Genomic DNA, 21,201 nt, shown 5'->3' on the forward strand with positions numbered 1-21,201 from the left:
AGGGGTCAGCGGGCGGCGACGATGCCGAGGATCTCGTCGCCGTAGCTCTCGAGCTTGCTCGGGCCGATGCCGGGCACCGCCAGAAGGCCTTGCTCGTCACCGGGCAGGGCAGTGGCGATCGCCTCGATCGTGGAATCGTGGAGGAGCACGTAGGCGGGTACTCCCAGCCGCCTGCTCGTCTCGAGCCGCCACGCCTTGAGCGCCTCGACCAAACCGGTGTCGGCCCTCCCGCTCGACCTCGGCGTGACCTCGAGGATCTCGTCGCGGGGCACTGCGAGTTGGGCGCCGGTCGCCAATTCGACGTAGATCGCCGTCTCGTCCATACCGGAGACCTGCCCCGCATGGCCCCCGAGGACCCGCACCGTGTCACCCGTCGCAACGGCGATGCGCCGGGGCTCTTGACGCGGTGGCTGTGGGGCGCGCCGGGGAGCAGTCCCTGCCAGCTCGGCGATGAACGGCGACGCCCGGGACGAGTCGTAGAGCACGACCACCTCGACGGCGCCTCGCGTCACGGCTACGTGGAACACGCGCCGCTCCTCCTCGACGTCGTCCGAGAGGGTGTGCGGCATCGATCCCCTGTCGACCCCGAAGACGATCACCCTGTCCCATTCCATTCCCTTGACCCTGTGAACCGTCGACAGAGTGGCCCCGTTCGCATCCGAGGGAGCACGCACCGTCATCGTGAGCCAGGCCTCGAGGTCGGACGCATCGGTATGCAGCTCGGCGGCGCGCCTGATCGCAACCAGGTCGTCGACGTGGCCGGAGCGGGCGGCGTTCAACCTGCCGGAGTCGAGCGTCCGCGCCGCCGAGCCGAGACCGATGTCATCGACGATCATGTCGACGAGCGCCCCCGCCCCTCCCCCCGCCGCCGACGCGCAAGCGGCCACGTCGGCGACGAACCCAGACCAGCGCTCTGCCTGGGCAGCGTCGAGGACCTCTCCCGCCGCCCTCAAGTCGGCGAGGTCGTATCGCTGCCGGGTGAGGAGCTCGCGGCTCAGTCTCGTCAGGCCCCTGCCGGGACGCCGTATCGCCTCGAGCAGGTCCGCTCGCCGCATCGCTTCTCTGTCCGTTGCCAGGCGGATCCAGGAGAACAGCGCCCGCACAAGCGTGCGCCGCAGGCTGTCCTCCCCGAGCAGGTCGCTCGTGGCGATCCCGGATTGGACGAAGGCCGCTTTGACGGGGATCAGGGCGGAGTTGACGCGGGTCAGCACGGTGACCTGCGCGGGAGACACTCCATCGTCGAGCCACTTGGCGACGATCGCGGCCGCCTCGGCTGCCAGCCCCGGACCGGGCGCGGCGCGCCAGGTGAGTCCATCCGCTCGCCCGCTCGCCGACGTGATCGTCTTGGCGATCCGCCGCTCGTTGTACGAGAGGAGGCGGGTGGCGGCGGACACCACGTCGGGGGGGCAGCGGTAGTTCTCGGCGAGGGCGTGGTGATCGGCGCCGGGGAAGTAGGCGTCGTAGTCGATGAGGAAACCGGGGTCGGCCCCGGCGTAGCCATAGATCACCTGGTCGTCGTCGCCGACGCCGAACACCTGGAGCTGGGGTGATGCCAGGAGGCGCAGCAGCAGCAGGTATGCCGGGGTGAGGTCCTGGAACTCGTCGACGAGCATGTGCTTGCAGCGCTCCTGCCAGCGGCTGCGCAATACCTGGTCGCCGAGGAGCGCCTCGATCGCCCCGTACACCTGCTCTCCATGGTCGACCCGCGACCGGTCGTACAGCAAGGCGCGGTATCGCTCGAAGGCGTCGGCGAACCCCTCGACGTCATCTCGTTCCGACTCGACGGCCGCCGGGCTCCGCAACCCGGCCCGGACCATCTCGAGCGCCTCGATGTACGGTCCGAGCGGGTCCGTGTTGGTGCGCGCCGGGACGGTGACGAGGCTGCCGAGGAGGTCGCGAACCTCTCGCTCGTCGACGAGGGAGAGCCCGGGCCTGGCGTCGGCGAGGATCGCCCAGCCGAGCGAGTGGATGGTGCGCACGCTGTCACGCCCCGTTCCGAGTCGCTGCCGCATCTGATCCGCCGCCCTGGCGTTGTAAGCCACCGCCATGACGTGCCGGGGCGAGACCTGCCTTCCATCGACCAGGTGGCGGAAGCGGGCGACGAGTGTTCGCGTCTTGCCGGAGCCCGCCGGAGCGATGATCCGCGCCGCCCCGATCTCGGTGGTCACGGCCGCCAGCTGGTCGGCGGCCAGGCCGTCATCCGGCGCCACCCTCGGCGCGACGTGGTCCGCCTGCCCGAGCTCCGCCGACTCACCGTGGATGACGGGGTGGTCGAGGCCGGCGAGCGGACGACGAGGGCCGCCGTCGATCCACACGTCGGTCCCGTCGGGGAGAGTCAGGTCGGCAGGTCCCCCTGGGGTGCCGCCGATCCGGGCGGCCGCCTTGTGGGCCCACCACCATCGGGGGTCGCCGGACCGAGCGTCATAGTTGTTCGAGAACGCAAGGAATCGCAGCCGCTCCAACGGGAAGAGGAACGAGGCGTCGAGCCGCCACACCGGGCCGTCGTACTGCTCGTCGACTGCGAGGGTGTCGTCGGCGACGTCCCACTCGACCACGACCGGCTGGCTGGCCACCCACCTGCGGTGGAGCCCGTCGACGAGGTCGCCGAGCCTCTCGTCGTCGCTGATCGACTGAGCGTCGAGCCGTACGAGGTCGAGGCCTCGCCAGGCCGACGGCACCGGCGCACCGGCGCGGACGACCACGCCTCGGCCGAGCAGCGGGGGCCCCGGGAGAACCATGCTCGGGCAGGGTACGGCGCCGGCGTGACGAGTTGGGTCACCGGGGTCCGGGACCAACCCGTTCTTGCGTCCTGGCATCGCCTATGGGCGGTGGGGGGACGCCGGAACGGTGTGGGGTCCCTAGCCCTGCACCTGTGAGGACTGGTCCTCGAACATCTTCTTGCAGGCAGGGCAGCAGAAGTAGAACGTCTCGCCATCGCGTTCCGCGGTGAAGCGGGCGCCGGCGACCTCGACCGTCATGCCGCAGATCGGATCGACGGCGGTCCTCGGCGCGTCCGCCGCGCGAGACACCGTGCCTCCGCCGATGGCGCCGGCCGCCCTGCGACGCACTAGCTCGGCGAGCACCGCCACCGCGATCTCCCGGTGTTCGATGTGCCCCAGGTCGATCCCGGCCGGGGTGTCGATCCTGGCGAGCGCCTCGCGGCCGTATCCCTTGTCGCTCAGGTAACCGAGGACGGTGTCGGACCGCTTGCGCGACGCCACCAGCCCGATGTACCCGGCCGGCGATGCGAGCGCCGCCTCGAGGGCCGGCTCGTCGTAATGACCCTGCGTGGCGACCACGACGGCTGCCGACTCGTCGACGCCGAGATGCTCGAAGTGGCCCAGTGACGTCACCACCTCGACGCCCTCCCAGCCGGTAGCGTCACCACCGTCGTCGACCACCGTGGCCCGCCAGTCGAGACCTTGGAGAAGACGGACGAGCGTCCTCACTCCCGGTGATCGGCCGACGACCACGACATGCGGCTGCGGCAACATCGGTTCCATGAACACCTCCAGGGCACCCTCGCTGGCACAGGCGATCGGGACCGTCATGACCCCGTCACGAGCACTCCCGTCGAGCTCCTCGGCCGGGCCGAGGTACATCAGCCGGGGCTCGCCGTCCCTGAGCACGCGGCGCGCTTCCCGCAGCACCGCCGGCTCTGCGCAGGCACCGCCGATCCAGCCGTGGATCGTCCCATCCGGCTCGATGATTGCCGTGCCGCCCTCCTTGCCGGAAGACGGCGCCCGCGACCAGACGACCGTGGCGATCACGAACGGCTTGTGCCGCTTGTGCAGCGAGGCGGCGACGTCGAGCAGCTCACGATTCACCGCGGTGTCACCCCTCCTGGATGGCCGCCCACACCCTGTCCGGCAGAACCGGCATGTCGATGTTCTTCACGCCGAACGGCCGGAGAGCGTCGATGACGGCGTTCACGTATGCCGCCGGCGAACCCACGGTGGCCGACTCGCCCACTCCCTTGGCGCCGATCGGGTGGTGCGGCGACGGCGTCACCGTGGCGCCGAGCTCGAACCGGGGCGTCTCCCACGCCGTCGGGACCAGGTAGTCCATGAAGTTCGACCCGATGCAGTTGCCCTCGTCATCGAAGGTGATCCACTGCATGTTCGACATGGCGAAACCCTCCGCCAGGCCTCCGTGGATCTGCCCCTCCACGATCATCGGGTTGATCCGCACGCCGCAGTCGTCGACGGCGACCATGCGCAACACCTTCCACACCCCCGTGCCCGGGTCGACCTCGACAACGACGATGTACGTGCCGAACGGGTACGTCATGTTCGGCGGGTCGTAGTAGTGGACGCCCTCGAGGCCCGCCTCCATTCCGAGCGGATGGTTCGTGTACGCCGCGAAGGCGATGTCCTGGATCGTCACGGACGAGTCCGGTGAGCCCTTGACGAAGAACTTGCCGGTCTCCCACTCCAGGTCGTCCTCCGACACTTCGAGGAGGTGAGCTGCGATCTTCTTCGCCTTCTCCCGGATCTTGCGGGACGCCATCGACGTCGCCGCGCCGGACGTCGGCGTCGACCGGGATGCGTAGGTGCCGAGCCCGTACGGCGTGTTGTCGGTGTCGCCCTCGACGACCTTCACGTCGCTGAACGGGATCCCGAGCTCTTCTGCGACGATCTGGCCGTACGTGGTGTAGTGGCCCTGCCCCTGCGTCTTCGTGCCGAGCTTGAGGATGGCCTTGCCGGTCGGGTGGATGCGAAGCTCCGCCGAGTCGAACATCTTCAGACCGAGGATGTCGAAGTCACGTGAAGGACCGGCGCCCACCACCTCCGTGAACGACGCCATCCCGATGCCGATGTAGCGGCCTTCCTTGCGGGCCTCCTCCTGCTCCTTGCGGAGGGCGTCGTATCCGACCATCTCCTTGGCGACGTCGAGGGCCTTCTCGTAGTCGCCCGAGTCGTAGACGAAACCGGTCGGCGACGTGTACGGGAACTGGCCGGGCTGGATGAAGTTCTTGACCCTGAAGTCGGCCGGGTCCATGTCCAACTCGTACGCGGCGTTCTGCACGAGACGTTCGATGAGATAGGAGGCCTCGGTCACCCGGAACGAGCACCGATAGGCGACCCCGCCGGGGGCTTTGTTCGTGTAGACGCCCTTCGTCTTCACGTACGCCGCCGGATAGTCGTAGGACCCGGTGACGATGTGGAAGAGGCCCGCCCGGAACTTGGACGGTTGCGCATCCGAGAAGAAGGCGCCCTGGTCGGAGAGCATGTCGACCTTGAGCCCGAGGATCTTGCCCTCGTTGGTGACCGCCAGTTCGCCCTTCATGTAGTAGTCGCGCGCGAAGCCGGTCGAGATGAGGTTCTCGGTGCGGCTCTCGACCCACTTCACGGGCTTACCGATGACGAGCGAGGCCGCGGTGGCCACGACGTACCCGGGGTATACCGGCACCTTGTTCCCGAACCCGCCTCCGATGTCCGGCGAGATGATGCGGATCTTCTGCTCGGGCAGGCCGGTGACGAGCGCGAACACGGTCCGAATGGCGTGAGGAGCCTGCGAGGTCATGTAGATCGTCGCCGCCCCGTCTGCCGGGCTCACGTCGGCGACGACGCCGCACGTTTCGAGGGGCGCCGGGTGCGACCGTGGGTAGAACGTCTCGAGGGCGATGACCCTGTCGGCGCGGGCGAACGCCTCGTCGGTGGCGGCGGCGTCACCGGACTCCCACTCGTAGGCGACGTTGTCGGTCTTGTCCTCCTTGTCGTCGCGGATCACCGGGGCATCGGCCTCGAGACCTCGCATCGGGTTGACGACGGCCGGGAGGGGGTCGTAGTCGACGTCGACGAGCTCGGCGGCGTCACGGGCGACGTACGGGTCGGTGGCGATGACGGCGGCCACCTCCTGGCCCTGGAAGCGCACCTTGTCGGTGGCGAGGACTGCCTGCGTGTCGCCGGAGAGCGTCGGCATCCACGCCAGGTTGTAGCCGGCCAGGAGCTCGCCGGTCACGACGGCGACGACGCCCTCCACGGCGCTGGCGGCGGTCGTGTCGATCGACTTGATCGTGGCGTGGGCCAGCGGACTCCGCACGATCGCCATGTGCAGCATTCCAGGCAGCTCGATGTCGTCGAGGTAGTTTCCGGCACCCTGGATGAACCTGTCGTCCTCGATCCGCTTGACGCTGTGGCCGACGCCGCCGACTTCGGGGGCCGTCGTGGTCTTGTGCTCGGTGGTGGTCATTCGGTTGGCCTCCTCAGCTCGACGCAGCCATCGATTGCGCCGCGACCTGGATCGACTTGACGATGTTCATGTATCCGGTGCAGCGGCACAGATTCCCCGAGATCGCCCAGCGGATGTCGTCCTCGCTGGGGTCGGGATTCTCCGCCAGGAGTGCCGTGCCGACCAGCATCATCGCAGGAGTGCAGAACCCGCATTGCAGGCCGTGCTCCTCCTTGAACGCCGCCTGGATCGGGTGGAGCTGCCCGTCCTTCTTGAGCCCCTCCACCGTCGTGAGCGACGCACCGTTCGCCTGCACCGCGAACATCGTGCACGACTTCATCGGGGTACCGTCGACGAGGATCGTGCAGACCCCGCAACTGGTCGTGTCGCAACCGATGTGCGTGCCGGTGAGGTCGAGATCGCTCCTGATGAAGTCGACGAGCAGTCGCCTCGGCTCGACGTCTCGTGTGTAGTCGGTGCCGTTGACGTTGACTGTGATCTCCATGTGGCGCCTCCCTCTCAGCCTTGCGCCTCGGCCAGCGAAGCCGCCAGACCACGCTCGACGAACACCCTGACGACGTCTCTCTTGTATGCCTCGGACCCGCGGACGTCCGAGCTGGGACTGCACGCCCCCTTGGCGATCTGCGCTGCTTCGGCGAACAGCTCCGTGCTCGGCGACTCGCCGACGAGCACTTGCTCTGCCGCCACCACCTCGAGGTTGTAGGGGTGCACCGACGTGAGCGCGATCCCCGCCTTCGAGATCTTCCCGGCTGCGTCGAGCTCGAGGTGGGTGGCGACGCCGACGGTTGCATAGTCGCCGACCTTGCGCTCGAGCTTCTGGTAGTTGCCGCCGCCACGCTCGTACCGCGGGACGCGCACCTCGGTCAGCAGCTCGGATGGGTGCAGCGACGTGGTGAACATGTCGACGAGGAACTCGGAGATGGGGATCACTCTGGTGCCCCCGCTGTGCCTGGTGCCGTCGGCGCCCGGGTGGTAATGGACCTCTCCTGCCTTCGACTCGGCGACCACCTCCGCACCCACGGCGAGCATCACGGACGCCCAGTCGCCCTCCGGGTCGTGGTGGGCAACGGAGCCGCACAGCGTTCCGCGGTTGCGGACGATCGGATCTGCGATCCACGGGGCGGCCGATGCCATGGCGCCGTTCTCCGACTTGACGACGTCCGACTTGGCGACGTCGGCGTGCCTGGCGAGCGCCTGGATCCTGAGGTGCCCGTCGACGACGTCGACGGCGTCCAACCCTTGGAGCCGGTTGATGTCCACCAGGGTCGCCGGGGAGGCGAGGCGCAGCTTCATCATCGGGATCAAGCTCTGGCCGCCTGCCAGGATCTTGACCTCATCTCCCCGCTCGGCGAGGACGTCGAGTACTTCCTCTTTCGTCTCCGGAGCGATGTAGTCGAACGCCCTCGGGTACATGGACACCTCCCGCCGTCGCCGCGCAGATCCGATCGGTCGCGCCCGCGGCGCTCCCGCCCCCCGCTCTTCCGAACACTAGAAGCTACGTCATGAGCGTGCCCGGTGGTTCCGGCGCCGAGATTCGACGTCGGGGCGACCTCGACGGCCCGTCACGAGCCGGCCTCGGTCGTACGCTCGGCCATGCCGTTGAGGAGCTCCAAGACCGCCCGGTTGGCAAGGTGGGCGGTGATCTCCCCAGGTCCGTCGTACGGCGGCGACACCTCCACGACATCGGCGCCGATCACCTCGAGCTGCCGCCCGAGCCTCCTGAGCGTGTCGAGGAGCTCTCTGGCGAGGATCCCGCCCGGCTCGGGCGTGCCGGTGCCGGGCGCCATGCCCGGATCGACGACGTCGATGTCGACCGAGACGAACACGCCGCCGGCGTCGCCCGAAGCGTGGGCGATGGCGTCGTCGACGACGGCATCCAGCCCTCGGTCGACGATCTCGCTCATCATGAACGAGCGCATCTCCTGCTCTCGCATCCACGCAACGGTCTCGGGCTCGGGCCAGTACCCGCGCAACCCGATCTGGACGAACCGCCGTCCCGGCACGGCCCCCGACTCGATGAGCCGGCGCATCGGGGTGCCGTGCCCGTACAGGCCGGCATGGGGCTGGCCCGTGTCGGCGTGGGCGTCGAAGTGGACGAGGGCGAAGGTGCCATCGCCTCTCGCTCTGGCGACACCCGTTGCGTTGGCGTATGTGATCGTGTGGTCACCGCCGAGCACGACCGGCACGGCCCCGTGCCTGCTGATCGTCTCGACGGCGGTGACGATGCGGCCGAGGCTCTGCTCGACGTCACCAGCCACGAGGTCGACGTCGCCGGCGTCGACGACCCGAAGCACCCGGAGCGGGTCGATCCCCGTCGGCAGGTGGGGCCTCGACCCGTCGTACGGAAGGTAGTCGGCCCCCCGGATCGCCCTGGGCCCGAAACGGGCTCCCGGGCGATAGCTCGTCCCCCAATCGAAGGGGGCCCCGATGATGACGACGCCGGCGTCCCCGAGGTCGTCGAGGGGGCGAGCGGGAACCCCGGCGTACGAGGACCTCGATGCGAAGGCGTAGTTGGCGGAGGCTTGGAACGGGTCGGTCACCCGGGCATTCTGACGCGGCGATCAGCCGGATGCTTCCGCCCACGGGTCGTAGTTCCCGAACGACCACACGATGCCCTCCAAGTCCTTGCAGGTGTAGTTGCTGCCGCCGTAGTCCTGCTCCTCGGGGTCCATCACGATCTCGGCACCGGCAGCCCTGGCGCGCTGGGCGTGGGCTGCGACGTCGTCGACGACCACGTAGATGCCGATGCTCGACCCGGATCCGGCAGTGACGTGGCGTCCGTAGTCGTCTTCGCCGGGCCGTTCGCTGCCGAGCATGATCATGCCGGCTCCGTGCGTCAGTTGGGCGTGCTCGACCACCGCGCCGCCCTCGCTCTCATATACGGCGTGCCGGGCGAATCCGAACGCCTCGACGAGGAAGTCGATGGCCTTGTGGGCGTCCCGGTATCGCAGAGCGGGTATCACGGTCGACGGCATCGCCAGCTCCCTTTCTCGATGACCCAACCGTATCGCCGTCGCGGTCGCGGTGGGTTGGGATCAGTCGGCGGAGGCGCCGGCCGTCACGTCGTGCCTGGCTCGTCGCCCCGCTGGGGGTGCACCCTGCCCTGCTGGCCCTTGAGCGAGAGACCGCTGCCGTGGCCGTATCGCACCCTGGTGATCTCGGCCATGATGGCGACGGCGACCTCGGCGGGCTCCTCGGCCCCGATGTCGATCCCGATGGGTGCGTGGATCCTGGCGATCTCCTCTGCGGCCCAACCCTCGCCGATGAGCCGCTCCTCTCGCAGCGTGGCCGTGCGCCTGCTGCCGAGGGCGCCGATGTAGCGAATCGGCGAATTGCGGATCGCCGGGAACACCGGGTCCTCGAATCTGGCGTCGTGGCTGAGCAGCACGACGTAGGTGCGCCCGTCGAGCTCGTATCGCTCGAAGACCGCGTCGGGCCATCCGACGATGAGCTCGTCGACGTCGGGGAACCGCTCGGGCGTCGCCCACGCCTTGCGAGCATCTGCGATCGTCACCCGGTACCCGAGCTCCCTGGCGATCCTCACGAGTGGCTGGGCGATGTGGCCTGCGCCGAAGACGATGATCCGAGGTTGCGGGGCGATCGTCTCGATGAAGACGTCGCGCTCGCCGTAGGACAGCGTGCGGCTCTGTTCGCGCAGCATCAACTCGACGGCGTCGGTGACCACGTCGTCGGCGACGTCCTCCGGGATCGACCCCGCCAGCCAGGCGCCGTCGGCGTCGAGCACCCCCTTGGCACCGATCCCGGCTCCGGCCACGATCGTCACGGCGGCGCCGAGCCGCTCGTCGGTGGTCAGCTTGCGGATCGCTTCGAGAGTGTCGCTCACAGCTTCTCGATGAACACGTCGATCGTCCCGCCACACGTCAGCCCGACCTCGAAGGCGTCCTCGTCGGCTATCCCGTATGTCACGAGCTTTGGCTCACCGCTCTCGAGGACGCTCTTGGCGTGCAGCGCGACGTCGTTCTCGACGCAACCGCCGGAGACCGAGCCCTCCATGTCGCCGTCCGACGACACCAGGAACTTCGATCCTTCTGGGCGAGGCGCCGAGCCCTGGACACGCACGACGGTGGCGACCGCGACGTCCTTGCCTTCCGCCTTCCAGCGATCGGTGATGTCGAGGGCTTCTCTGATCATGTTTCTCCTGCCTCCTCGATCGCATTATGCCGACTCACCGGGCGCCAGGCCGACGCGCTATCCGTTCCGGCGTCCCTCCATCGCACAGACGCGGCGCGGGGACGCAAGAACGGATGAGGCCGGCGCGCCATGCGTTCCTGCGTCCCTCCATCGCACAGACGCGTCGCGGGGACGCTAGAACGGTCAGCGGGCCGGGACGGAGTCGAGGAGCCTGACCACATCGCGCAAGTCGTTCAGCGTACCAGCTGCCAGGAAGTGGTCGACGTGTGGAAGGGCGGCTTGTAGACCGCGGGTCTCCGGGGCGAACCCGGGCCGTCCTGCGAGCGGATTGAGCCACACGACTCGATGCATGGTGCGCGAGAACCGCGCCATCTCGGCGGCGAGCAGCGCCGGGTCGCCGGTGTCCCAACCGTCGGAGATGATCAGGCCGATGGCGCCTCCCCGGGTGACGCGCCTGCTCCAGTAGTCGTTGAACTCCTCGAGCGCCTCACCGATGCGGGTGCCCCCCGACCAGTCGCTGACCGACTTGGAGATCTGCTGCAGGGCCACCTCGGGAAGCTTCTGGCGCAACGGCCGGGTGATCCTGCTCAGCCTGGTGGCGAACACGAATGCCTCGACCCTCCCGAGGCGACCCTGGGCGGCGTGCATGAAGTACAGGAACATCTCGGTGTACCTCTCCATCGACCCGCTGATGTCGGCCATGACCACGAGGGGACGGCGACGCGGCCTGCGGCGTGCCATGGCGAGCCGCATCAGGTCGCCCTCGGGCCGCACGGCGTTGCGAAAGGTGCGGCGCATGTCGGGCCGGGTTCCCTGCTTGGCGGAGACCCACCGCCGCGACGGGGCGTCGGCCGCTCGCCACAGCATCCGGGCGATCAGCCTGCGCACCTCCTCCCGCTCATCCGTATCCAGATCGCGAAAATCGCGATGCGACAGCCTCTCCGTGTACGACCCGCCTGCGATCTCCGTGACCTCACCGGAGGACGAGTCGCGCCCGGCGGCGCGAGCCGACAGGATCGGGAGCGAGGCGCGCAGCTGCGCATCCGGGGTGACCCGCACGGGGACCTCGAGCTCCTCGGGCGGCCGGACCTCGGCGCCTCCGCGCCCGAAGAACAGCGCGAACGCATCCTCGAACGCCTCGCGCTCGGTGGGACGAACCACGGTGAGCGAGCGCAGAGCATCGTGAACGTCGTCTCTCCTATCGAGGCCGACGACGTCGATGGCAGCGGCGAGCTCTCTCGCCGTCGCCGGGACCACCGTCAAGCCGCGGCCGCGCAGGTACCTGACGAAATGGACCAGGTTGGCTGCGAAGGTCTCGCTCACACCGACTCGAGCGCCTGCCCGATGCTGGCCCGCACGTGATCGACGTCCTCCTGGTACTTGAGGACGACGCCGAGGGTGTCCGTGACGACCTGCGGCGTCAGCTCCGTGGCGCCGAGCACCCCGAGAGCTGCCGCCCAATCGAGCGTCTCGGCAACCCCTGGAGGCTTGAACAGGTCCATGGCCCGCAGCCGCTGCATCGTCTTGGCGATCTGCTCGGCGAGCCGCGACGGGACCTCGGGAGCCTTGCGCCGCAGTATCGCAAGCTCGCGGGCGAAGTCCGGATAGTCGATCCAGTGGTACAGGCACCGCCGCTTGAGGGCGTCGTGGATCTCCCTCGTCCGGTTCGACGTGATCACGACGACCGGCGGCTGCTTGGCCTTGACCGTCTCGACCTCGGGGATGGTCACCTGATAGTCAGACAGCAGCTCGAGCAGGTACGCCTCGAACTCCTCGTCCGCCCTGTCGAGCTCGTCGATCAGGAGCACCGGGCGCTTGCCTTCCGCACCCTGCTCGATCGCCTGCAGCAGCGGCCTGGCAACAATGAAATCCCTGCTCATGATGTCCTTGACATCCGTCGCCTGCGAACCTGCCTCGGCGAGTCTGATGGCGAGCATCTGCCTGGCGTAGTCCCATTCGTACAGAGCGTGGCTGACGTCGAGGCCCTCGTAGCACTGCAGGCGGATGAGATCCTCCTCGAGCACCTTGGAGAGGACCTTGGCGACCTCGGTCTTTCCGACACCCGCCTCGCCCTCCAGGAATATCGGCCTACCGAGCTGAAGGGCCAAATGGATGACGACTGCGAGCGCGCGGTCGGCGACGTACTGCTCGCGGTCGAGCGCCGCTTGGACCTCGTCGACGGTGGTGGGGATCACAAGCGGCGAGGGTAGTGGCGGTGCCGCAGATCGGCTGGCGCGCTACCAGAGCTCGGCGGCGAAGCCGATGTCGGGCGCATCGGCGAGGATCGGGCAGCCAGCAGGCAGCGTGGTGAACTCGCCGTACAGCGTCGCCAGGCCGACGCCGCTACCGGGCTCCCAGATGCCGTAGACCTTCCCGCTGTCAGAGATCCGCCACATGCACACGTCGTCGTCCGGCGAGGCCTGCAGCTTGATGCCGTCGACCGCCGAGCTGTCGAGGGGGGCGCTCGGCGAGACGGCCTTGACGTTCGACTCGAGCCCGAGCGACGGGTCGGGATCGGCGATGACGGACTTCACCGCCGGGAGCAGGTCGCGCAACTCGCCCTTGGCGCTCGTGTCTCTCGCTTGATTCACGTGCCCCACGAACGTCGGGATGGCGATCGCCACGAGCACGGCCATGATGAGCACCACGGTGAGCAGCTCGACGAGGGTGAAGCCTTGTTCGGATGAGATACGTTTCATGTGCATTTCGCCTGGCACGAACGAGTATCGGAGTGATGGAGCGCCGTCCTGAGGCGTTCTTGGGGCACGCCCCGGCGTCGAGCGACATGCCAGTGGCGGCCGGTCGCCTCAGCGCTTCTCGTAGATCGGGTACACGGGGTACCACATGTCCCGCTCGATGAGCTGCTCCAGATCGCTCTGCGGCTCTGCGACACCGTCTGCGATTGCCTGCTGGGCAACGGCGAGGGCGACCGCCCTCGAGACATCGCGCACCGCGGTGATGTTCGGGAAGACTCGTCCGCTGTCGAACGCCTCGCGGTCGACGGCGCCCCCGAGCGCCCGGCCCGCCGCGAGCAGCATGGCGTCCGTCACCTGGGTCGCTCCCACGGCGAGCGCCCCGAGGCCGATCCCTGGGAAGACGAACACGTTGTTCGCCTGCCCGATCTCCTGGATCGTGCTCCCGCGCGCCACCGGGGCGAAAGGGCTTCCCGTGGCCACGATGGCGGCTCCATCGGACCATTCGGCGACGGCGGACGGGATCGCCTCCGAGTGGCTCGTCGGGTTCGACAGCGGGAGCACGATCGGCCGGTCGGTTGCCTTGGCCATCATCCGGATGGCGTCTTCACTGAAAACGCCCGGAACGCCCGACACACCGATGATGACCGTCGCCTCGGTGTTGCGCACGACGTCGACGAGCCCGATCGGCTCATCGGCGACGGGCCATGCCTCGACGGCGGCGCGCGGCGCCGCCACCCGCTGCTTCATCGGCGTGAGGGAACCTCGGCCGTCCACGAGCAGGCCGCGACTGTCGAGGACCCAGAGGCGGGCGGCGACGTCCTCGTCGGTCGCCCCCTGGGCCTTCATGCCGAGGGCGAGCAGGTCCCTGATCCCGACGCCGGCGGATCCTGCGCCGACGATGACGATGCGGTGATCACGCAGGCGAACACCCGTGTGGGCCTCGACCGCCTGCAGGCCACCCGTGACGATCGCCGCCGTGCCCTGGATGTCGTCGTTGAACGACAGGATCGACTCGCGGTAGCGCTGCAGGATGTCGAAGCTGTTGAGATTGGCGAAGTCCTCCCATTGCACGAGCGCCCTCGGGTACACGAGCCTGACCGCTTCGACGAACTCATCGACGAGGGAGTCGTAGTCCTCGCCTCGGATGCGGGGCTCGCGGTACCCGAGATACAGCGGATCGGCCAGCAACTCGGCGTTGTTCGTTCCGACGTCGAGTGATATCGGGAGGCAACGAGACGGGTGGATGCCCGCCCCGGCGGTGTAGAGCGCCAGCTTGCCGATCGGGATGCCCATGCCTCCGGCGCCCTGGTCGCCGATGCCCAGGATCCTCTCGTTGTCTGTGACGACGATCACAGGGCGATCCCCGGTCGGGTGGGCGCTGAGCACGTCCACCATGCGACCACGGTCCCGCGGTGTCAGGTAGACACCGCGGGCCCTCCGATAGATCCGCGACCAGTGTCGACAGGCGTACGCCACGGTCGGCGTGTACATGATCGGGACGATCACCTCGAGATTCTCGAGTGCGAACCGGTGGAACAGCGTCTCGTTCCGGTCGAGGAGGCTGTTCAGATAGATGTTCCTCTCCATGTCCGACGGCTTGCGGTCGAACTGATCGCGTACCCGGAGCATCTGCTCTTGCATCGTGCTGACGTGATCCGGCAGCATTCCGAGCAATCCGAACGTCTCTCGCTCCTCGCGCGAGAACGCAGTCCCCTTGTTGAGGAGGGGATCCTTCACGAGGGCGGATCCCGTGAGAGAGATGCTGACGACGGGAAGGGGTGGGTCGGCCATAGGGCTTCAGACTATTGCGAGGGCGCCGCGGCGCGCCACGTCGCCAGCGACAGCTCCATGAAACGGGCTCCGTCGAGCGGGTTTCCGTAGTAGGGCTCGATATCGACGAAACCAAGGGACTCGTAGAGGTCGATGGCGCCTCCCATCGCGGGGGCGACGGTGTCGAGCCGCATCGCCCGGAAGCCGGTCGCGGCAGCGTCTCCGATCGCTCGCTCCGCCAGGAGCCTGCCGATGCGGTGGCCGCGGGCCACGGGTCGCACCCACATGCGCTTCAGCTCGGCGATTCCCTCGTCGAGTGCCCGGTAGCCGACGACGCCGGCTTGGATGCCTTCGAGCCTGGCCACGTACGCGGCTCCACCGGGCGGCCCGAACATCTCGGGGAGGCGGGCAACCTCTGCGTCGAAGTCCTGGAAGCACAGCTCGAACGGCAGCCACGCCACGTACTCGGTCATGAGCTGGGCGACGACGGCGAACCCGGCCGCATCGTCGACTCTCTCGATCGTCACGTCTCCCACGAGGCTCCCTCCTCGCCCAGACGATATCCCACCCCTCCGCTCTTGCGTACCTCCATCGCATATGTGCGACACCGGGACGCCGGAACGAGAACGGGTCCTGCACCTTCCGCTCTTGCGTACCTCCATCGCACATGTGCGACACCGGGACGCCGGAACGCGAGATCGAAGCCCGATAGGCTTGCCAGCGGACGAGCCAGTTGACGAGCCGGTTGACGAGATTTTGGAGGTACCGTCGGGCGTGCCGAAGTTTCGCGAGGACCTCGACCACATCAAGGTGTACCGGCCCGGCAAGCCGATCGAGGAGCTGGCCAGGGAGATGGGAATCACGGACATCATCAAGCTGGCGTCGAACGAGTCGCCGCTGCCGCCGTTTCCCGAGGTCGTCGCGGCGATCGCGGCTGCGGCCGCCGCCGGAAACCGCTACCCGGAGACCACCAGCCCGCGAGTCCGTCAAGCCGTCGCCGCCCGTCACGACACGACGCCCGACAACGTCTGGGTTGCTCCGGGGGGAGCCTCGATCATCGGCACGGTCGCCCTCACGGTCCTCGGCCCGGGCACATCGTCGGTGTATGCCGACCCGTCGTTCGTCATGTACGACATCGCCACGACCATCGCCCGCGGGGAGGGCATCACCGTGGCCACCGACGCCGCCGGGCGGCTCGACCTCGACGCGATGCGGGCCGCGGTTCGCGGCGACACGACCGTCGTGTTCCTGTGCAACCCGAACAACCCGACGAGCACCCATCTCTCCGGCGAGTCCGTCTCCGATTTCGTCGCCTCGTTGCCGGCGGGAACCCTCGTTCTCGTCGACGAGGCGTACGCCGACTTCGCAACGGCGCCGGACTACGCGAGCGCCATCCCGCTGGCCCTCTCGAACGACGACGTCGTCGTGCTGAGGACCTTCTCGAAGGTCTACGGTCTCGCCGGGCTCCGCATCGGCTACGCCATAGGTACACCGGAGACGCTCCTGCGGCTCAGCTCGGCGCAGCTCCCGTTCGCGGTCTCCGTCGTGGCACAGGCGGCGGCCCTCGAGGCGCTCCGCCACGAGGAGCGCCTCATCGAACGGGTGGAGGACAACGAGATCGGCAGGGAGATGCTCGCCGCCGAATTGCGTGACAGGGGATTCGAGGTGTTCGAGTCGCAGACGAACTTCGTCGCCTTCCGGCACGAGCAGAGCGGCGCCATCGCCGCGGCGCTCCAAGCGACCGGGGTCATCATCAGAGCCCTCGGCGACATCGTCCGTATCTCGGTCGGGTTGCCCGCCGAGAACGAACGCATGCTGGCTGCGATCGACGAGTGGCGGGCCGGAGGGAGTGCCGGATGACGATGGAGGACCTCGTATCCCTCGATCCGCTCCAGGTGATCGACGAGACCGGGGCGGTGGTCGGCGAGCTCCCCGACTTGGCGGACGACCGCCTCGTCGAGATGTACCGGCTCATGGCGCGCAGCCGCGACTTCGACCGCCGAGCGACCGGTGCGCAACGCCAGGGCCGGATCGGGACGTACCCGATGCTGGAGGGCCACGAGGCCGCCCAGGTCGGATCGGCCACGGCGTTCGAACCGGACGACTTCATCTACCCCGGCTACCGCGAGCGCGCCGTCGAGATCGCCCGGGGCATGTCGCTCGACGTCATCCTGTCGTACTGGCGGGGGCTACCCACGAAGCAGTGGGACGTGCACGCTCTCAAGATGATGACGATCGCGGTCCCGATCGCCAGCCAGATCCCGCACGCTGTCGGCCACGCCTACGCCGCCAGGCTCCGAGGCGAGCCGATCGTCACCGCGACGTACTTCGGAGACGGGGCGACCTCGGAGACGGATTTCCACGCCGGGCTCAACTTCGCAGGCGTCATGAACGCGCCGACGGTGATGATCTGCGAGAACAACCTATACGCCATCTCGGTCCCGTACCGGAAACAGTCCGCAGCAGCCACTATCGCCCAGAAGGCGATCGCCTACGGGATCCGGGGCGTCCGGGTGGACGGCATGGACGTGCTCGCCATGTACGCCGCCACGAAGCAGGCCGCCGACGTGGCTCGCTCCGGCGGGGGGCCGACCCTCATCGAAGCCCTCTGCTATCGCTTCGGCGCCCACGCCACGGCGGACGATGCCCGCCGTTACCGCGACGCCGACGAGGAGGACATGTGGCGGCCGCGCGACCCGCTCGTCCGCTACCGGCGGTTCCTCGAGTCGCGCGGTCTGTGGCGCCAAGACGACGAGCAGGCGCTGCTCGCCGCCGCCGCGGCCGACTTCTCGGCGGCGATGGATTCGCTCGACGAGACGGCGATCCCGCCGAGGGGCGACATCGTCCGCCACGCGTACTCGCGGATCCCACGGCTGCTCGTCGATCAGATCAACGCCCTGGAGCGGGGTGTCGGAGAGGAGCCCACCCGATTCGACCCATCCGACGTGTGGCAGCTCGATGACGACCCGGAGCCTTCCGGCCCGACGGTGACGATGACGATGGCGGACGCCATCAACATGGCGATGGCGGATGCGATGGAACGCGACCCGCATCTGGTGGTCATGGGCGAGGACGTCGGCCTCACCGGCGGCGTCTTCAGGATCACCGAGGGTCTCCAAGCGAAGTTCGGCGAGGAGCGGGTCATCGACACGCCGCTCAACGAGTCCGGGATCGTCGGCACCGCCATAGGGATGGCGGTCTCGGGCACGAGGGTCATCGCCGAGATCCAGTTCGACGGGTTCGTGTACCCGGCGTTCGACCAGATAGTGAACCACGTCGGCCGCATCCGGTTCCGCAGCCAGGGCCACGTGAGCCTCCCGCTCGTGATCCGCTGGCCGAACGGAGCGGGCATCGGCGCTCACGAGCAGCATTGCGACAGCCCCGAGGCGTATTTCGCCCACGCCCCCGGACAGACGGTCATCGTTCCCTCCACTCCGTTCGATGCCAAGGGCCTGTTGGCGGCGGCGCTCGAGGCTGACGACCCCGTGCTCTTCCTCGAGCCGAAGGTCCTCTACCGGGCGATGAAGGAGGAGGTCCCCACGGACCACTACACGATCTCGATCGGCAGGGCGCGCCTGCGCCGTCCGGGCGACGACGTCACGCTCGTCACGTATGGGGGGATGGTCCCCGTCTCGCTCGCCGCGGCGGAGGCCGCCTCTGCGGAAGGCATCTCGACGGAGGTGATCGACTTGAGGACCGTCTACCCGTGGGACGTCGAGACCGTCGTCGACTCCGTCGAGCGGACGGGCAGGCTCGTCCTCGTCCAAGAGCCGCAGCGGACGGGGGGGATCGCCGCCGAGATCGCCGCCGAGGTGGCCGAGCGCGCCGGCTATTCGCTACTGAGCCCGATCCGCCGCGTCACCGCCACCGACGCCCCGTGGCCGCAGTTCGCCATCGAGCGCCACGCCCTGATCACGCCGCACCACGTCCTGGCGGCGCTGCGCCAGTCGATGGCGGGGTGAAGTGGCCGAGGCGCCCCTCTACCGGGTCCATCCCTGGCACGGACTCGAGCCGGGACCCGAGCCACCTGCGCTCGTCACCGCCTACATCGAGATCACGCCGTTCGACGTGATCAAGTACGAGCTCGACAAGCCGAGCGGGCTGCTGAAGGTCGATCGACCACAGGCTCGCAGCAGCTCGCCCCCGATGCTCTACGGCCTCGTCCCGCGGACGCTGTGCGGCGACCGCGTCGCCGCCCTCAGTAGCGTCGCCAATCTCGCCGATGGTGACCCGCTCGACATCTGCGTCTTCTCCGAGCGTCCGATCAGCCACTCGAACATCATCCTGCCGGCCAGGGTCGTCGGCGGGATGCGCATGATCGACAACGGCGAGGCGGACGACAAGATCGTCGCCGTGCTCGCCAACGACCCGATCTACGCCGCCGTCGACGACCTCAGCGACATGCCGGTTCCGCTCGTCGAGCGGCTCGAGCACTATCTGCTGACGTACAAGCAGATGCCCGGCCAGGAGGTCGTCGTGACGATCGAGTCGAGCTACGGACGCGACGAGGCATACGAGGTCGTCAACGCCTCCATCGCCGACTACAACGCCGAGTTCGTTGGCTGAGGCGCTGGCAACGGCCGCCCCGAGTCGGGCGGCATCAGTTGCCGGTCGCACACGTTCGGGCGGGGCGGCGCTATCCGTATGTTCGGGGGCATCGAAGGAAAGCGTCGGGCGCGCTCGAGGAGGGTCGCACACGTCCGGGCGGGGCGGCGCCTTCCGTACATTCGAAGGACATCGAAGAATGGAAGCCAGCGGCTCGGCGGCCGGTCGCACACGTCCGGGCAGGGCGGCGCCTTCCGTACGTTCGAAGGACATCGAAGAATGGAAGCCGGCGGCTCGGCGGCCGGTCGCACACGTCCGGGCCGGGGCGGCGCTATCCGTATGTTCGAAGGCACCGAAGAATGGAAGCCGGCGGCCCAGCGGCCGGTCGCACACGTCCGGGCCGGGCGGCCCCTTCCGTACGTTCGAAGGGCATCGACGACCAGGGTCGTCGGCTTCGGCGCACAGCCTTTGCGCGTGGCCGCAGCATCGGGGCGCCCAGAACCCGTGAGCGTCGCACTGGAACCGAGAGAGACGTCACCCCCAAAAACGCAATCCCCCTGTCCTCAGGGGGATCGGCGAGCGCCGCAGGCCGAGCCGAGGGGGCCCCAGCCATGCGTGCTCGCCGCCGCGCATTTGGACGCCGGTAAGGCTGAGGCACGGCAGCCGGTTTCTGTCATACCTGGGTCGTACGGTGTGGTTATGGAAACGTTGCTCGAACGATCGAACGGTTTGCAGACCGTGGACGCGGTCGAGCAACGCCTCGAGGCGAGGGAGCGTCTGATGCGCCAGCTCGTCGCCGACCAGCTCGCAGACTTCCGTTGGATCGCGGCAGCTTCCGTTCCGCAGATGGACGGCGCCCGATCACTCAGAGAATGGGTGGCTGCGAAGCTCGACATGTCGACCGACGTGGCCGGAGAGCTCACCCGGGCCGCCTCCCTCCTCGCCAACCATCCGAACCTCGAGGCGCAGCTGTCGGAAGGCGAGATCTCGTTCGATCGAGCAGTCACCACAGCCAAGCTCGTGGAGGCCGGCGGCGAAGACGACCTGGTGAAGGCGTCGGCCGGCTTCGACATCGCCGGTGTCCGTCGCCTCACTTCGCGCCACCGGCGCCTGCAACCTCGCAGGGAGCGAGAAGTCGCCGAGGAGCGACACGTGCATCTGCAGCCTGCTCTGGATGGCCTGGGCGGCGCCGCCTGGCTCGAGCTCGACGCGGTCGGTTGGAGTGTGTTCGAGAAAGGCCTACACCAGCGCGCCGATGAGCTACCGCGGCCTCCCGACGGAGCAGGCCAGGCGCTCGCGGCGCGTTTCGCCGATGCGCTGGTGTCGATCGTCCAGGATTCGCTCGATCGCGACCCGCCGAACGATGCGTCGCAACCGTCGGTGACGGTCTTCGTCGACGCCGAGCTCGCGGCAGCGACAGGCGGCCAGGCCGGTGCCGAGATCGCTGGCAACGGCCTCAGACTCGGCCCGGCCGCCCTCGAGGCGATCCTGTGCGGCGGTACGATCGGCGTCGTGGGGGTCCGCGACGGCAAACCGGTGTGGGCAACGCCCAGGAGTCGGGCAATCCCGCGAGCCATCCGGGATTTCGTGCTGCACCGTGACGGCGGGTGCGCGATCGAAGGGTGCTCGTCGCGCTACCGGCTACAGCCGCACCACGTGGTCCCGTTCGCGCACGGCGGCAGCCACGATGTCGACAACCTCACCACACTGTGCTGGTATCACCACCACGTCGTTGTTCACTTGCGCGGCTACACGATCGACCCGTCGAGCCCGCTACAACGCCGCCGGGTCCTCCCGCCGGAATTCGACGACCCGTGAACCTGCCAGCGGTGCGGGGGGCGGG

The 21,201-nt window shown here is 68.5% G+C and carries 18 protein-coding genes; 4 read left to right on the top strand and 14 right to left on the bottom strand.

Annotated elements, in window-relative coordinates; all coding sequences use genetic code 11:
- Positions 1-5: 5 nt before the first annotated feature.
- The 14 genes from VGC47_06125 to VGC47_06190 all read right to left on the bottom strand — a co-directional run bounded on the left by VGC47_06125 (position 6) and on the right by VGC47_06190 (position 15,340).
- Positions 6-2,738 (bottom strand): ATP-dependent DNA helicase UvrD2, encoded by a 2,733-nt coding sequence (locus VGC47_06125; GenBank protein ID HEX9854870.1) that lies wholly within the window; start codon positions 2,736-2,738, stop codon positions 6-8.
- A 120-nt stretch (positions 2,739-2,858) separates the two neighbouring features.
- Positions 2,859-3,827: an XdhC family protein gene (locus VGC47_06130; protein HEX9854871.1), complete on the bottom strand. Its 969-nt coding sequence runs from the start codon at positions 3,825-3,827 to the stop codon at positions 2,859-2,861.
- A 7-nt stretch (positions 3,828-3,834) separates the two neighbouring features.
- Entirely contained in the window at positions 3,835-6,195 is a 2,361-nt protein-coding gene (locus VGC47_06135) for an aerobic carbon-monoxide dehydrogenase large subunit (GenBank protein HEX9854872.1), read from the bottom strand.
- Positions 6,196-6,208: 13 nt separating this feature from the next.
- Complete coding sequence (locus tag VGC47_06140; GenBank protein HEX9854873.1) at positions 6,209-6,679, bottom strand: (2Fe-2S)-binding protein; 471 nt, start codon at positions 6,677-6,679, stop codon at positions 6,209-6,211.
- A 14-nt stretch (positions 6,680-6,693) separates the two neighbouring features.
- On the bottom strand, positions 6,694-7,608 hold the full coding sequence (locus VGC47_06145) for a xanthine dehydrogenase family protein subunit M (protein HEX9854874.1): 915 nt from the start codon (positions 7,606-7,608) through the stop codon (positions 6,694-6,696).
- Between the two features lie 149 nt (positions 7,609-7,757).
- Complete coding sequence (gene speB / locus VGC47_06150; protein HEX9854875.1) at positions 7,758-8,735, bottom strand: agmatinase; 978 nt, start codon at positions 8,733-8,735, stop codon at positions 7,758-7,760.
- A gap of 21 nt (positions 8,736-8,756) precedes the next feature.
- Complete coding sequence (locus tag VGC47_06155) at positions 8,757-9,170, bottom strand: VOC family protein (protein ID HEX9854876.1); 414 nt, start codon at positions 9,168-9,170, stop codon at positions 8,757-8,759.
- Positions 9,171-9,253: 83 nt separating this feature from the next.
- Positions 9,254-10,039: an XdhC family protein gene (locus VGC47_06160; protein HEX9854877.1), complete on the bottom strand. Its 786-nt coding sequence runs from the start codon at positions 10,037-10,039 to the stop codon at positions 9,254-9,256.
- Positions 10,036-10,347, bottom strand: coding sequence for an XdhC family protein (locus tag VGC47_06165; GenBank protein ID HEX9854878.1), 312 nt, complete (start codon positions 10,345-10,347; stop codon positions 10,036-10,038). Before VGC47_06165 ends, VGC47_06160 begins: the two co-directional genes overlap by 4 nt.
- Before the next feature lie 183 nt (positions 10,348-10,530).
- Positions 10,531-11,670 (bottom strand): VWA domain-containing protein, encoded by a 1,140-nt coding sequence (locus VGC47_06170; GenBank protein HEX9854879.1) that lies wholly within the window; start codon positions 11,668-11,670, stop codon positions 10,531-10,533.
- Positions 11,667-12,542, bottom strand: coding sequence for a MoxR family ATPase (locus tag VGC47_06175; GenBank protein ID HEX9854880.1), 876 nt, complete (start codon positions 12,540-12,542; stop codon positions 11,667-11,669). Before VGC47_06175 ends, VGC47_06170 begins: the two co-directional genes overlap by 4 nt.
- A gap of 42 nt (positions 12,543-12,584) precedes the next feature.
- Positions 12,585-13,046, bottom strand: a complete 462-nt coding sequence (locus VGC47_06180; protein ID HEX9854881.1) for a prepilin-type N-terminal cleavage/methylation domain-containing protein — start codon at positions 13,044-13,046, stop codon at positions 12,585-12,587.
- Positions 13,047-13,154: 108 nt separating this feature from the next.
- Entirely contained in the window at positions 13,155-14,834 is a 1,680-nt protein-coding gene (locus VGC47_06185) for an NAD-dependent malic enzyme (protein HEX9854882.1), read from the bottom strand.
- Positions 14,835-14,845: 11 nt separating this feature from the next.
- Positions 14,846-15,340, bottom strand: a complete 495-nt coding sequence (locus tag VGC47_06190) for a GNAT family N-acetyltransferase (GenBank protein HEX9854883.1) — start codon at positions 15,338-15,340, stop codon at positions 14,846-14,848.
- Between the two features lie 247 nt (positions 15,341-15,587).
- Between VGC47_06190 and hisC the strand changes: the two genes are divergently transcribed.
- The 4 genes from hisC (at position 15,588) to VGC47_06210 (ending at position 21,176) form a co-directional block, all read left to right on the top strand.
- Entirely contained in the window at positions 15,588-16,673 is a 1,086-nt protein-coding gene (hisC, locus tag VGC47_06195) for a histidinol-phosphate transaminase (protein ID HEX9854884.1), read from the top strand.
- Entirely contained in the window at positions 16,670-18,775 is a 2,106-nt protein-coding gene (gene pdhA / locus VGC47_06200) for a pyruvate dehydrogenase (acetyl-transferring) E1 component subunit alpha (GenBank protein HEX9854885.1), read from the top strand. Before hisC ends, pdhA begins: the two co-directional genes overlap by 4 nt.
- A gap of 1 nt (position 18,776) precedes the next feature.
- Entirely contained in the window at positions 18,777-19,379 is a 603-nt protein-coding gene (locus tag VGC47_06205; GenBank protein ID HEX9854886.1) for an inorganic pyrophosphatase, read from the top strand.
- A gap of 678 nt (positions 19,380-20,057) precedes the next feature.
- Positions 20,058-21,176 (top strand): DUF222 domain-containing protein, encoded by a 1,119-nt coding sequence (locus VGC47_06210; GenBank protein ID HEX9854887.1) that lies wholly within the window; start codon positions 20,058-20,060, stop codon positions 21,174-21,176.
- Positions 21,177-21,201 lie beyond the last annotated feature (25 nt).

The sequence above is a fragment of the Acidimicrobiia bacterium genome (genome assembly GCA_036396535.1).
Lineage (GTDB): Bacteria > Actinomycetota > Acidimicrobiia > Spongiisociales > UBA5794 > DASWKR01.